The organism is Thalassovita gelatinovora (genome assembly GCF_001458355.1).
GTDB lineage: Bacteria > Pseudomonadota > Alphaproteobacteria > Rhodobacterales > Rhodobacteraceae > Thalassobius > Thalassobius gelatinovorus.
In genome coordinates, this window is record NZ_CYSA01000019.1 from 184,660 (window position 1) to 198,234 (window position 13,575).

Here is a 13,575-nt window from a genome sequence, read left to right on the forward strand (position 1 = left end):
CGAACCTACAGGTAAGGCACCGGGAACGGTGCCTTATTTTATTTTCGGCACGATGAAAAACCCGCTGGCAACGCAAAACCGCCGTTCCAGCGCCAGCGTCAGGAAACGGCCACAATACTGAATATGCAGGGAATTTGGTGGAGCCTAGGGGGATCGAACCCCTGACCTCTTGCATGCCATGCAAGCGCTCTCCCAGCTGAGCTAAGGCCCCATTTTCAGGCCGATTTGACCTGTGCGCCGCTACTTAGGCAATGCTGCGGGCGGGATCAAGCGGAAAATTCCGCCCGCAGTCACGAAATGTGATTATTCGTCGTCGTCGGCTGGAACATCCGCCAGTTCATCCAACGAAACGTTATCGTCTTCTTCGTCATCCAGCAGATCGTCGTCCAGATCGACATCGACATCTGCGTCATCGACCAGATCGGTATCGTCATCGGATTCAGCCGCTGCGGCCTTCTTGGTGGCTGCATCTTCGGCGTCGGCCGAAATCATCCGGCTCTTGCCATTCTGCATCTCGACGATGTCGCCGGTATACGGGCTGACGATCGGAACTTTGTTCAGGTCGTAAAACCGCTTGCCCGTGGTCGGGCAAACACGTTTCACACCCCATTCTTCCTTGGGCATCTGCGATCCCTTTCAATTCATTCAATTGGTCTTGTCGACGATCTGCGCCACCTGCCATAACGGGCCGTGTGAGTCAAAGGCTTTAAAGGATAGATGGGTCGTGAGATCGGGCAAAGCCGATATGGGGCAACATATTCTGGATGGCAATCCCCCGGTTCGGGTTTATCTGCGCCGTTCGGCGCAGGCTCGCAGGATATCGCTGCGGGTGTCGGGATTGGACGCCAAGGTCACGCTGACCCTGCCCCGAGGGGTAGCAAAATCCGAAGCCGTCGCCTTTGCAGAAGAAAAGGCCGACTGGCTGCGCCTACAACTGAGGACAACCCCCCAAGCCAATACAGTCGGTCCGGGAACCGAATTGCCCTGTGAAGGTGAACTGCTGCGCGTCGTGCAAGGGTCTGGTCGGCGGATTCGCATGGAACATGGTGAAATCCTTGTCCCCGGAAATCCCGATAGCGCTGGAGCGCGGCTGGCGGGGCATCTCAAACAGTTGGCGCGCACGCGGCTGTCACAGGCATCAGATCGCTATGCCGCCGCGCTGGGGCAGGAATATCACCGGCTGACCTTACGCGACACCCGTTCGCGCTGGGGATCATGTTCGTCAGCCGGGGCGCTGATGTATTCCTGGCGGCTGATCATGGCACCGCCCGAGGTACTGACCTATGTCGCCGCGCACGAGGTCGCCCATCTGCGCCACATGAACCATTCCGCCACATTCTGGAAAGAGGTCGAAAACCTCTATGGCGACTATGATGTACCGCGCGCATGGCTGCGCGATAATGGCGCGAAATTGCACCGCTTCCGGTTTGGCAATTGACATCCCACAAGATGTGATCACAAAAAAGGTATGCTTATCACATCGCGCCCCGAATCCACCCCCAGCTCTGCCCATGACCGTGTTTATCGCGGCTTACGCAGCCGCATCATGCATGGCGAAATCGCCCCGGGTCAGGCCCTGACCCTGCGCGGGATCGGCAAGGAATTCGGGGTATCGATGACACCGGCGCGGGAATCGGTGCGTCGTCTGGTGGCCGAAGGGGCGCTGACGCTGTCGACCTCGGGCCGGGTTTCGACGCCCGAATTGAGCAACGAAAGGATCGAGGAACTGGCCGCGCTGCGGTCCCTGATCGAGGTCGAACTGGCCAGCCGCGCCCTGCCGCGGGCGCACATGGCGCTGATCGAACGGCTGCAGACGATCAATAATAGCGTCGCCGAAACCATAACGCGTCAGGATGCGGTCGGATATATCCGCACCAATCTGGAATTTCACCGCACGCTGTATCTGCGGGCACAGGCGCCGGCGATGCTGGCAATGGCCGAAACCGTCTGGCTGCAACTGGGACCTACGATGCGGGCGCTTTACGGGCGTTTGCGGCGCAAGGAACCGCCGCATTACCACCGCCTGATCATTGCCGCCTTACGGGCCGGGGATGAACCGGGCTTGCGTTTGGCGGTGCGCTCGGACGTGACCCAAGGCCTGAAAATGTTGGCCGGGTAAGACTGAAATGTACGCCATGAACGTGAATATCGCCCAGACGCTGATGGTTCTTGGAATGTTGTTCCTAGCCGGATTGGCCGCTGACGAAATCGGGCGTCGCACCCATTTGCCGCGCGTTACCTTGCTTTTATCCTGTGGTGTTCTGGCCGGCAGTGCCGGGCTGAACCTGATTCCCGCTGCGGTACAGGATTGGTACGAATTTTTGTCTGCCATGGCCCTGACAATGGTCGCTTTCCTTCTGGGTGGCGGGTTGACAGCCGCCCAGATCACTTCAAACGGTCGGGCAATCATACGTGTATCCATCGCGATCGTGTTGACCACGGTCTTTTGCGTGGCGGGCGGGCTTTGGCTGATCGGGATCGCACCAACCCTGGCGCTGAGTGCCGGGGCCATTGCCTGCGCCACCGACCCGGCGTCGACCCAGGACACCATTGCGCAATCGGGGGCAAAGGGGCGCTTTCCCGATACGTTGCGCGGAATCGTGGCAATCGACGATGCCTGGGGCATGATCGTTTTCAGCCTGGCGGTTGTCGTCGCCGAAGCCCTGCAAGCTGGCAACGTGGAACTTGCGGTACTGCAAGACGCAGCAAAGGAAATCGGCGGCGCGCTGGCCTTGGGATTGGTGATCGGGTTGCCCGCCGCGACATTGACCGGGCGGGTCCGCAAAGGCGAACCGTTGCAGTCCGAAGCTCTGGGTCTGGTTTTCCTTACCGCTGGGGTTTCGATGTGGCTTGGCGTGTCCTTCCTGCTGACCGGTATGGTCGTGGGGGCCGTTGTGGCCAACCGGGCCAAGCACCACGACTATGCCTTTCACGAAATCGAACATATCCAATGGCCGTTCATGATCCTGTTTTTCATCCTTGCCGGGGCTTCGCTGAACCTATCGCATCTTGCCGGGATCGGTTGGATCGGGGCCGGGTATGTCGTGCTGCGCATTTTGTCCCGCGCCATTGGTGGGATGATTGGTGGGGCATGGGCCGGGATACCGCGCTGGCAACGGCCTTGGTTCGGGCTGGCGCTGTTGCCGCAGGCGGGGGTCGCGGTCGGCATGGCTTTGGTCGCGGCACAGAAATTCCCCGAACATGCCGAAACGCTGCTGGCGCTGGTGATCGGCACCACAGTTCTGTTCGAACTGATCGGACCGCTGTCGACCATGATTGCGTTGCGGCAGGTCGCTCATAAGTTGGATGGCCACACCTAGCCTTCGGTTTCGCGCTATTTTCGCCACGAAAGACTGGGCCAGATTGGCCTGTACCTTGTCTGCTCCGCATCCGATCTCTACATGGGTTTCATGAGCTTGAAATTGCCCTTCCTGACATCCCGTCCACGTGTCGCCGTAATCCGCCTGCATGGCACGATCGCGGCCGGTGGGCGTGCGCCACTGAACGATTCCGCGTTGGCCCCGGTGATTGAAAAAGCCTTTCGCAAAGGCAAACCCGCAGCGGTGGCGTTGATTATCAATTCACCTGGCGGATCGCCGGTCCAATCGGCCTTGATCGCCGCCCGTATCCGCCGCCTGTCGGAAGACAAACAGGTGCCTGTGCATGCCTTTGTCGAAGATGTCGCCGCTTCGGGCGGTTATTGGCTGGCCGCTGCGGCGGATGACATCCATGCCGATCCCGCATCGATCATCGGATCAATCGGGGTAATATCCGCCAGCTTCGGGGCGCATGATTTCATTTCCCGCCACGGGATCGAACGCCGCGTCTATACTTCGGTCAAATCGAAATCCATGCTGGACCCGTTCTTGCCGGAAAAGCCCGACGACGTGGCGCGGCTGAAAGATATCCTTGGCGACATGCATCAGGTGTTTGAGACCTATGTGAAGTCCCGCCGGGCCGGGAAATTGACCGACGATCCGGATATGTTCAGCGGTCGGGTCTGGATGGGAGAAAAGGCGCAGCAACTGGGCCTGATCGATGGACTGGCTCATGCCGAACCCAGATTAAAACAGATCTATGGCGACAAGACCCGTTTCATTCGATATGGCCGCCGCCGCAGCGTGATGCAGCGCTTTGGCCTGTCACTTGCCGATGATGCCGTCACTGCAATAGAGGAACGGGCTGCTTATGCCCGTTTTGGGCTCTGACATGATTTTTAAAGTCATCGTTCTTTTCCTTGCCGGTATGGCCGTGCTGGCCATGTTCGGAAAGTTCCGTTTTCCCGGACAGGACCGCCTGAAGGCAGCCAAATGTCCGCGTTGCGGGCGCTACAGGATCGGCAAGGGCCCCTGCCCCTGCAAAAAGGGAGCACGCTAAATCATGACGGAATGGCTCTTTGGGGCACTTGGGCTTATCATCCTATTGCTGGCGGGAGACGCGCTGGTCAAAGGGGCGGTGAATCTCAGCCTGCGGGTTGGCATTCCGGCGCTGATCGTCAGCCTGACGATCGTGGCTTTCGGCACATCGGCACCCGAGCTGCTGATTTCAATCACCGCCGCGCTGGAAGGTGTGCCGGGAATTGCTCTGGGCAACGTGGTAGGATCGAACACCGCCAACATCCTGTTGGTGCTGGGGCTGCCCGCGCTGCTGGCCCGGATGCACACCAGCGAATGCGACAGCCGTAAAAGTTATGTCTTGATGATCGGTGGATCGGTGCTGTTTGTGGCGCTGTGTTTCTTTGGCGAATTCACCTGGATCAGCAGCATTATCCTGTTGGCAGCTTTGACCGGCGTTTTGATCGACGCTTTCCGCGACGCACGGGCCCATATCGCAGCAGGGGAAGACGCTGAAGAAGACCTCGAAGGCGTCGACCCCAATATGCCTTGGTGGAAAATCGTCATGTATATCATGCTGGGCCTGATCGGCCTGCCGCTGGGGGCCAACCTGTTGCTGGAAAGCGCAGTCACGATCGCGCGGATGTTCAATATTTCCGAAAGCGTGATCGGGTTGACTCTGGTCGCTCTCGGCACGTCTCTGCCGGAATTGGCAACCACGGTTATGGCCGCGCTGCGCCGACAGGCCGATGTTGCGCTTGGCAATGTGATCGGGTCGAACATGTTCAACCTGCTGGCCATTATCGGTATCGCATCTTTGGTCAGCCCGATTCCTGTTGACCCCGCCTTCCTGCGTTTCGACCTGTGGGTGATGCTGGGTGCATCGCTGTTGCTGATCCCCTTCGTATTTTTCAAGACAGACATCACCAGGGCTTGGGGTGCACTTTTGTCACTGCTCTACATCGGCTACATCGTGGCGGTGCTAATCTAAGGGGGCAATGATATGACGGTCGCATTGGTCACAGGCGCGGGAAAACGGCTTGGACGGTCGATGGCCACCTATCTGGCCCAGCGCGGTTTCGATGTCGCCGTACATTATGCCAGTTCGGACACCCATGCTCAGTCCCTGGTTGATGAAATCCGCGCCTTGGGGCGCAAATCCGTCGCGTTTCAGGCTGACCTGCTGTCCGAAGCGGAAACACAAGCCCTGTTCCCGAAAGTCCGCGCCAGCTTCGACACCCCAGTGACCTGTCTGGTCAACAACGCGTCGGTCTTTGAACATGACCGGTTGGAAACCGCCACCCGCGAAAGCTGGGACCGGCATTTTGAATCCAATCTGCGTGCGCCCTTTGTCCTGACACAGGCGATGGCGGCGCAGGTGCCCGATCCGATCCCAGATGAGGCAGGCGAACCGGTCGCGCAGGGCGTAGTGGTCAACATGATCGACCAGCGGGTGCGCAAACTGACGCCGGAATTCATGTCCTATACGCTGGCCAAGATGGGACTTTGGGCCTTTACCCAGACCGCCGCGCAGGGCTTGGCCCCCAGAGTGCGGGTCAATGCCATTGGTCCCGGACCCACATTGCAGGGTGAACGGCAGTCCGAAACCCATTTCAAAGGCCAACGGGCCGCGACTGTTTTAAGGCGTGGTTCGAATCCCTCGGACGTCACTGCTACGCTTGGATTCTTCCTCGATTCGCCGTCAGTTACCGGCCAATTGATCTGTACCGATGGTGGTCAGCACTTGGGGTGGCAGACCCCAGATGTCATGGGTGTCGAAGAATAAATCAGGCCTGCCGAGGCAAGTTTTGCACCGATCACCGGATTGTCACGCCTCTGTCATAAAATACTATTTATTTTCAATCACTTGCCTATTAATATAAAAAATTACCTATAAATTCAACAGCTTACCTGCATGCCTATTTTTTAGGCAGACCGGCGAAATCAACCAAATACAACGAAAATTTCCAGAAGCACGGAAGTTATCTGCAGACTTATCCACAGAAATGGTGGACAGGTTTTCTCTTGCTCTGATCCACCAAAGATTGCAGCGGGGGGCAGGGAATCATATTTCTGTGACATGACGGACCCGACCACTGATTCGCTGACCGGCCACGCGCTGATTCAATCCTATCTGAAGACCTTGGACACATCTCCGGGTGTTTACCGGATGCTGGATGCACAGGCGCGGGTGCTGTATGTCGGCAAGGCGCGAAACCTGCGGGCGCGGGTGTCAAATTATGCCCGCGTCACCGGCCATTCCGGTCGGATCGCGCGTATGATTTCCGAAACCACGTCGATGATGTTTCTGACCACGCGGACGGAAACCGAAGCGCTGCTGCTGGAACAAAATCTGATCAAGCAGTTGAAACCGCACTACAACGTGCTGCTACGGGACGATAAATCCTTTCCAAATATCTTGGTGACCGACGGCCATCCTTTCCCGCAAATCAAGAAACATCGTGGTGCAAAGAAACAGAAGGGCAGTTATTATGGCCCGTTCGCCAGCGCTGGCGCGGTGAACCGGACACTGAACCAATTGCAAAAGGCGTTTTTGCTCAGGAACTGTTCCGATGCAATGTTCACCGGTCGAACCCGGCCCTGCCTGCTGTATCAGATCAAGCGCTGTTCAGGCCCCTGTGTCGGGAAGATTTCCGAAACCGACTACGCCACGTCCGTGGCCGATGCCAAACGCTTCCTGTCCGGAAAATCGACCGAGATTCAACAAAGCCTGGCGGTCGAGATGATGGCGGCCTCCGAAGCGATGGAATTCGAACGCGCCGCAGGGTTGCGGGATCGGATCAAGGCGATGACCCAGGTCCAGACCGCGCAGGGGATCAATCCGCGCACCGTGACCGAAGCCGATATCGTGGCGCTTCATTTGGAAAAAGGCCAAGCCTGTGTTCAGGTGTTTTTCATCCGTGCCGGTCAAAACTGGGGTAACCGCGATTTCTATCCCCGCGTCGGGGCCGAAATCGAAGCCCCTGAAGTGCTGGAGGCGTTTCTGGGTCAGTTCTACGACACCAAGGAACCACCGCGGCAAATCATCCTGTCCCATCCGATTGAAAACACCGACCTGATGGAAGAAGCCTTGGGCCAGAAATTGGGCCGCAAAGTTGAAATTCTGGTGCCACAACGGGGCGAAAAAGCCGAATTGGTCGCGGGTGCGGCGCGCAATGCCCGCGAAAGCCTGGCCCGGAAAATGTCGGAAAGCGCCACCCAATCGAAGCTGTTGACCGGACTGGGCGACGCCTTTGGGCTGGATGGTCCGCCACAGCGGATCGAAGTTTACGACAACAGCCATATTCAAGGGACCAATGCTGTCGGCGGCATGATCGTGGCGGGACCCGACGGGTTCATGAAGAACCAATATCGAAAATTTAACATCAAGGGCGACGATCTGACCCCCGGCGACGATTTCGGCATGATGAAAGAGGTGCTTTCCCGACGGTTCAAGCGGTTGCTGAAAGACGACCCCGACCGCGACAAGGGTCTGTGGCCTGACCTGCTGTTGATTGACGGCGGTGCCGGGCAAGTATCGGCGGTTTACCAGATCATGGAGGAATTCGGCGTCGAAGACATCCCCATGGTTGGCGTCGCCAAAGGTGTGGACCGCGATCACGGCAAGGAAGAATTCCACCGCCCCGGCGGCAGGCCCTTTGCGCTCAGAATGAACGACCCGGTATTGTATTTCATCCAGCGCCTGCGCGACGAAGCGCATCGCTTTGCCATCGGCACGCATCGGGCGAAACGGGCGAAAGCCATCGGCGCAACACCGCTGGATGATGTTCCGGGGGTTGGTGCCACCCGAAAACGCGCCTTACTGGTACGGTTCGGATCAGCCAAAGCAGTCAGCCGCGCGGCACTGGCCGATTTGAAAGCGGTCGATGGCATTTCCAGCACCTTGGCAGAATCGATCTACGACTTCTTTCACGAGAAGGGGTGATCCGGCACCGCCCAATTCGACCAAACACAACCACCGCGCGCTGCCGCCCATCTTGCCGAAAAGGTAACCGTTGAGCGCGACATTGAATTTGACGAATCTTTTCCCAAGCCCCACATTCCAAGAATGAACTTTAAATCATCACGCTCAAGCAGAACACTTCCTAGTAATCCAAGACAAAACGTTGGAGGGGACCGTTGCTGATGTGGAAATCGCTTCGGCGATTGCTTGTGACCTTGCTAGTGGCATCCGCAGCAGCGTCGGGCACCCCCGCCATGGCTTCTGAAGATGGGACCTACAGGATTCGATTGACCGGAGCTTTGGCTCGAGGTCAAACTGGCAGTATTTCCGTCAAGGAACTGGAAAAATTGGGATTGCAAGAGGCCGAAGCATATAATCCTCTGGAACACCGCAGTGAAGTCTATACCGGTGTCTTGCTCCAAGATTTGGTTACAGTCCTTGGCACTAATGCCGTTCAATCACTTACAACGACAGCGATTGACCACTATGAAATTCATTTTGAGAAGCGGGAATGGAACAAATTCCGCATCATGCTCGCCACCCGGGTCAATGGTGATTATATCGGTTTCGAAGAAAAGGGCCCAGTGCGGATCGTGTTTCCGGATTTTGATCCCAACCAATTGGAATATCAGGAAATGTTACCTAAATGGATGTGGATGATCACCAAGATCGAATTCAACAAGTAACCAAATTCTGGAATGCCAGATATATCATAGTCATCTTGATCGGTGTTGCTGCCGTGGTTGGCTATGCTTCCTTCATGTATCGCAGTGGTGCTCAGCAACTTGAAAAGTCGCAACAGGTGATCAGCACGGTCACCTCGAATCGGCTGACCTTCAAGATCGTCCTGTTTCACAACAAAGGCATTGAAACCTACAACAACGCAGTCGCGCGTCAGTTTGACGAAGGTTTCGATGAGGCACGAGATTACCTGAATGCCGCTCTTGGCTTTTGTGACAGTTCTTCCGCCTATAAGTTTTCGACCCTCATGTCGGCGCGCCAGTATATCCGCGAAAACCTGGACCTGATGGAAAGCGCCGGACTTTCCCCGACCGAAACGCAGCTTGCGCAAATGTGGGCGAATGAGAAACGCGTCGAACAAATTGCATCGCAATATGAACAAGCCATCTACAAAAAATTTCTGACCGAATTTTCGCAATTTCAGACGGTTGATAACCGAACTTCGATTGCGCTTCATTTCCTGTTGGTCACATTGATGATCGCACTGATCGTGTTCATGATCATCATGCTGTTCCAGCGGGCGGAAAAGCTGAACCACGCCAAACGTGTAGAGGCGGAATATGCCAGTCAGGCAAAATCGTCTTTCCTGGCCAACATGAGCCATGAAATCAGAACGCCGATAAACGGCATCGTTGGCATGATCGAGTTGCTGCAAAAAACCACCAAGCTGGACGAAGATCAGCGGCGCATGGTCGACGTGATCCACGATTCATCCTTTTTTCTTATGCGCATCATTGATGACATCCTTGATGCATCAAAGATCGAAGCAGGCAAACTCGAGATCGAAAATACCAGTTTCCCACTTCTGGAAGCGATCGAAAAGACAGCGGAATCAATGGCAACAGTGGCACATAAAAGCAATGTGCGGCTGCTTATCTATATTGATCCCGATATTCCGGATTGTATCGCAAGCGACCCTTTGCGGTTACGCCAAATCCTTTTGAATCTGCTCAGCAACGCAATCAAATTTACCCGGGCGGAAAAGGGCAATGACAAGCTCAGCTTTGTTGAACTTTGGGTCGATTGCGACGAACAACGCCAATTCATTCGCTTTCGGGTAAGCGATAACGGGATTGGCATGTCCCAAGAAACGATAGCGAAACTATTCCGTCCGTTTCAACAAGCCGAAGATTCGACCACGCGGCGCTTCGGCGGCACAGGGCTTGGATTGGTCATTACCCGAAATCTGGTCGATCTTATGGATGGAAAAATCGAGGTCGAAAGCGAACCGGACAAAGGGTCGGCTTTCACGGTGCATTTGCCTTTGAAGGTCGCCGATTGCCGCGAAAAACTGCCGAACATCACCGGCACCAAACTCGTTCTCAAGTTGGATAGCCCTGTCTACAACGAGCGGCTCTCGAAATTCTACGGAACCAGAGGAGCCACGGTCATACTGCCTCAAACCGAGGAAGACTTGCTTGAAGCCGCAGCAACGGCCGATGATGATACGGTGATCTATCTGGCCCTTGAAACGCTGGCCGAAAACCTGTTGATGATCGACAAGATCACCGATCGTAATCCGGCTTGCAATGTCATCGTACTGGACCCGACGCGCGAACACCCCAAGGGATGGCTCAGAAAACAGCTCTACGTCTCTTACCGGTTCCCGTGGCACCTGTCAGATACGATCAGGGGTATTGCCCTTATGACCGGGCGGGTACAGCAGGTTGGTCTGCTCGATTCGGAACCGGCGGAACGACAGCTACCGGTTGATCTGAAAGTGCCAACGCAGCCCATACTGATCGTCGAAGACAACCCGCTGAACATGTCTGTCCTGAAGCAGCAACTGAAACTTCTTGGACATGACCATGACACCGCCACGAATGGCGCTGAGGGTTTTGAGAAGTGGCAGAGCAATCAATACCAGACTGTGCTGACCGATTGTCAGATGCCGGTGATGGATGGTCTGGAGATGACGCGTAAAATTCGCGAAACAGAAGCCCGGACTGGTGCCCCCAAGACCACGATCATCGCAATCACCGCTGGTGTGCTCAGGGAAGAAGCAGATCGTTGCTACCAAGCCGGTATGTCCGATTATCTGACCAAGCCGGTGCAAACCGCCGAGTTGGAAAGAGTATTGCAAAAATGGAGCGGTGAACAAAATACAATCAAGGCCCCGGAAAACACATAACTTTGGGATCATCCCCCGCCTGACAACGCCAGTAGCGGATATTGCAATATTCGCAGGACGTGGATTCCGTTCGTCACGCTTTCCGGCGGATGGCTATATCAGCACACCTTCTGGACTGAATTGCACATCGGGTTTGGGATCGCCCGAAAAAATCAGATGAAAGCGCAGTTTGCGGTGAAACGTCCGCTTCCCACCACCGAACAGAAAGAGTATTCAAAATGCCATGAAGTGGACGATCCCAAATATCCTGACGGTTATCCGTCTTCTGGCCGCGCCAGGTGTAGCGGTGATGTTTCTCTATTTCACCAGACCCTATGCAGATTGGTTCGCCCTGATGCTGTTCGTCGGCGCAGCAGTGACCGATTGGTTCGACGGCTATCTGGCCCGGCTCTGGGGGCAGGAAAGCAAGATCGGCACCATGCTCGACCCGATCGCCGACAAGGCGATGGTGGTGATCGCGCTGATGGTGATTGTTGGCTATTCCTCGATGTCGCCCTGGCTGGTGCTGCCGGCAACGGTGATCCTGTTTCGTGAAGTATTCGTGTCGGGCCTGCGGGAATATCTGGGTGATACCGCGGGAACACTGAAAGTCACCAAACTGGCGAAGTGGAAAACCACCTTTCAGATGGTCGCCATCGCGACGCTGTTTGCCCAAGGCGTGTTCGAACACTATTTGGGCATGAGCACCCAAGGCATGGACCAAATTATCGTCACCGACATCCTTGAAGGGCGCGAAGAAGATATTCATGGGCTGGGCTGGAAACTGCGCGGCATGATCTGGGCTGGGAATGTCGGACTGGTGCTGCTTTGGATTGCCGCGCTGCTGACCTTGATTACCGGCGCGGACTATTTCCGCAAGGCGCTGCCGCATCTGAAGGAAGGCTGATATGGATGTGCTCTATTTCGCATGGGTGCGTGAACGGATCGGTATTCCGCGCGAAACACTCGACACCTCGGCCAGGACCGTGGCCGAACTGGTCGAGGAATTGCGCGGTCGCGAAGACCGCTATGCGGCGGCCTTTGCCGACCTCTCCGCACTGCGCGTTGCGGTCGATCAGGATTTGACCGATTTCGACGCCTCGCTCGAAGGTGTACGTGAAGTGGCCTTCTTCCCGCCAATGACAGGGGGTTAAGATGATCCTCCGGGTGCAATCTGAACCGTTCGACCTGGGCGCAGAAACCGACACATTCGCCAAGGCGCAATCGGGAATGGGCGCGGTGGTGACATTCACCGGCATCGTGCGCGACCTGCCCGGGGCCGGTTTGGACCGAATGGAAATTGAACATTATCCCGGCATGACCGAAAAGGCGCTGGAAAAGATCGCCAGCGAAGCGATGCAACGCTGGGATCTGGGCGATGTGCTGATCATCCACCGATATGGCGTCTTGCGCCCCGATGACCGGATCATGATGGTGGCGACATCGTCGCGCCACCGCGCCGATGCCTTTGCGGCGGCGGACTTCCTGATGGATTATCTGAAATCCCGCGCGCCATTCTGGAAGAAGGAATTCACCAGTTCGGGCGCCGAATGGGTCGCCTCCAAGGACACCGACGAAGCCGCGCTGGATCGCTGGTAACCAGAACCAGCGCCCGCGGCATCCTTCGGACGCCTCCGGCAGGAGTAGCTGTGCGCCCCCTAGCCTTTCCACTGTGCCATCGTGTCACGCGCGGCCTTGGCCAACATGACTACATCAATGCCCACGGCCAGAAATTGTGCGCCCCAGTCGCGGTATTCGGCGGCGACGCCGTGGTCGACCGCAAGGATACCAGCCGCCTTGTCCGATGCCGCGATGGCGGCAATACCGTCCTTGATCACATTGCGCACAGCCTCATGGCCGGATTGCCCCGGATATCCTAAGTCCGCCGCCAAATCCGACGGCCCGATAAAGACGCCGTCGACACCGTCCACGTCAAGGATCGCGTCGAGGTTTTCCACCCCCTTGCGGGTTTCGACCTGCACCAGCAGGCAAATCTGATCATTCGCAGTTTGAATGTAATCGGGAATGTCAGAAAACCGCGAGGCGCGGGCCAATGCCGCGCCCGACCCGCGGATGCCTTCGGGCGGGTAGCGGCAGGCGCGGACCAGATCGCGCGCCTGTTCTGCCGTTTCCACCATCGGGATCAAAAGCGTCTGCGCACCGACATCCAGCGCCTGCTTGATCAACCAGTCATTGCCGATCGGCAACCGCACCACACCCTCGGAATGTTTGCCATCGAGGATCTGCAACTGGTGCATGATCGTGCGCAGGTCGTTGGGCGCATGTTCGCCGTCGATCACCAGCCAGTCGAAATTCGCGGTGGCGAGGATTTCGGTAGCATAGGGATCGGCGAACCCGGCCCAGCAGCCATATTGCATGTCGCCCCGCTTCAGCGCGGCTTTGAAGGTGTTTTGGGGTGCGGGCAT

General features: G+C 56.6%; 14 protein-coding genes and 1 tRNA gene. 12 read left to right on the top strand and 3 right to left on the bottom strand.

Annotated features, from left to right (window positions below; genetic code table 11):
* Positions 1-135: 135 nt before the first annotated feature.
* Both TG4357_RS11115 and TG4357_RS11120 read right to left on the bottom strand, forming a co-directional pair.
* Positions 136-211: transfer RNA gene (locus TG4357_RS11115), tRNA-Ala, on the bottom strand.
* A gap of 92 nt (positions 212-303) precedes the next feature.
* Entirely contained in the window at positions 304-624 is a 321-nt protein-coding gene (locus TG4357_RS11120; RefSeq protein ID WP_058262963.1) for a TIGR02300 family protein, read from the bottom strand.
* Between the two features lie 121 nt (positions 625-745).
* On the opposite strand from TG4357_RS11120, the gene TG4357_RS11125 reads away from it, so the two are divergent.
* The 12 genes from TG4357_RS11125 to TG4357_RS11185 all read left to right on the top strand — a co-directional run bounded on the left by TG4357_RS11125 (position 746) and on the right by TG4357_RS11185 (position 12,748).
* Positions 746-1,438 (top strand): M48 family metallopeptidase, encoded by a 693-nt coding sequence (locus TG4357_RS11125; RefSeq protein ID WP_058262964.1) that lies wholly within the window; start codon positions 746-748, stop codon positions 1,436-1,438.
* Positions 1,439-1,468: 30 nt separating this feature from the next.
* Complete coding sequence (locus tag TG4357_RS11130) at positions 1,469-2,119, top strand: GntR family transcriptional regulator (RefSeq protein WP_058262965.1); 651 nt, start codon at positions 1,469-1,471, stop codon at positions 2,117-2,119.
* A gap of 16 nt (positions 2,120-2,135) precedes the next feature.
* Positions 2,136-3,320, top strand: a complete 1,185-nt coding sequence (locus TG4357_RS11135) for a cation:proton antiporter (RefSeq protein WP_058262966.1) — start codon at positions 2,136-2,138, stop codon at positions 3,318-3,320.
* A gap of 90 nt (positions 3,321-3,410) precedes the next feature.
* On the top strand, positions 3,411-4,208 hold the full coding sequence (locus tag TG4357_RS11140) for a S49 family peptidase (protein ID WP_058263006.1): 798 nt from the start codon (positions 3,411-3,413) through the stop codon (positions 4,206-4,208).
* 172 nt (positions 4,209-4,380) lie between these two features.
* Positions 4,381-5,325: a calcium/sodium antiporter gene (locus tag TG4357_RS11150; RefSeq protein ID WP_058262968.1), complete on the top strand. Its 945-nt coding sequence runs from the start codon at positions 4,381-4,383 to the stop codon at positions 5,323-5,325.
* Between the two features lie 12 nt (positions 5,326-5,337).
* Positions 5,338-6,120 carry an SDR family oxidoreductase gene (locus TG4357_RS11155; protein WP_058262969.1) on the top strand — a complete coding sequence of 261 codons (783 nt, stop codon included), beginning with the start codon at positions 5,338-5,340 and terminating at the stop codon, positions 6,118-6,120.
* Between the two features lie 294 nt (positions 6,121-6,414).
* The gene (uvrC, locus tag TG4357_RS11160) at positions 6,415-8,280 is read left to right on the top strand and encodes an excinuclease ABC subunit UvrC (RefSeq protein WP_058262970.1); all 1,866 of its coding nucleotides are present in this window, start codon (positions 6,415-6,417) and stop codon (positions 8,278-8,280) included.
* Between the two features lie 200 nt (positions 8,281-8,480).
* Complete coding sequence (locus tag TG4357_RS19310) at positions 8,481-8,984, top strand: hypothetical protein (protein ID WP_058262971.1); 504 nt, start codon at positions 8,481-8,483, stop codon at positions 8,982-8,984.
* The gene (locus TG4357_RS11170; protein WP_082644127.1) at positions 8,945-11,170 is read left to right on the top strand and encodes an ATP-binding protein; all 2,226 of its coding nucleotides are present in this window, start codon (positions 8,945-8,947) and stop codon (positions 11,168-11,170) included. Before TG4357_RS19310 ends, TG4357_RS11170 begins: the two co-directional genes overlap by 40 nt.
* A 223-nt stretch (positions 11,171-11,393) precedes the next feature.
* Positions 11,394-12,056 carry a CDP-diacylglycerol--glycerol-3-phosphate 3-phosphatidyltransferase gene (gene pgsA, locus TG4357_RS11175; protein WP_058262973.1) on the top strand — a complete coding sequence of 221 codons (663 nt, stop codon included), beginning with the start codon at positions 11,394-11,396 and terminating at the stop codon, positions 12,054-12,056.
* A gap of 1 nt (position 12,057) precedes the next feature.
* Positions 12,058-12,303, top strand: a complete 246-nt coding sequence (gene moaD, locus TG4357_RS11180; protein WP_058262974.1) for a molybdopterin converting factor subunit 1 — start codon at positions 12,058-12,060, stop codon at positions 12,301-12,303.
* A gap of 1 nt (position 12,304) precedes the next feature.
* Entirely contained in the window at positions 12,305-12,748 is a 444-nt protein-coding gene (locus tag TG4357_RS11185) for a molybdenum cofactor biosynthesis protein MoaE (protein WP_058262975.1), read from the top strand.
* A 59-nt stretch (positions 12,749-12,807) separates the two neighbouring features.
* On the opposite strand, the gene TG4357_RS11190 is transcribed toward TG4357_RS11185, so the two are convergent.
* Positions 12,808-13,575 (bottom strand): aldolase/citrate lyase family protein, encoded by a 768-nt coding sequence (locus TG4357_RS11190; RefSeq protein WP_058262976.1) that lies wholly within the window; start codon positions 13,573-13,575, stop codon positions 12,808-12,810.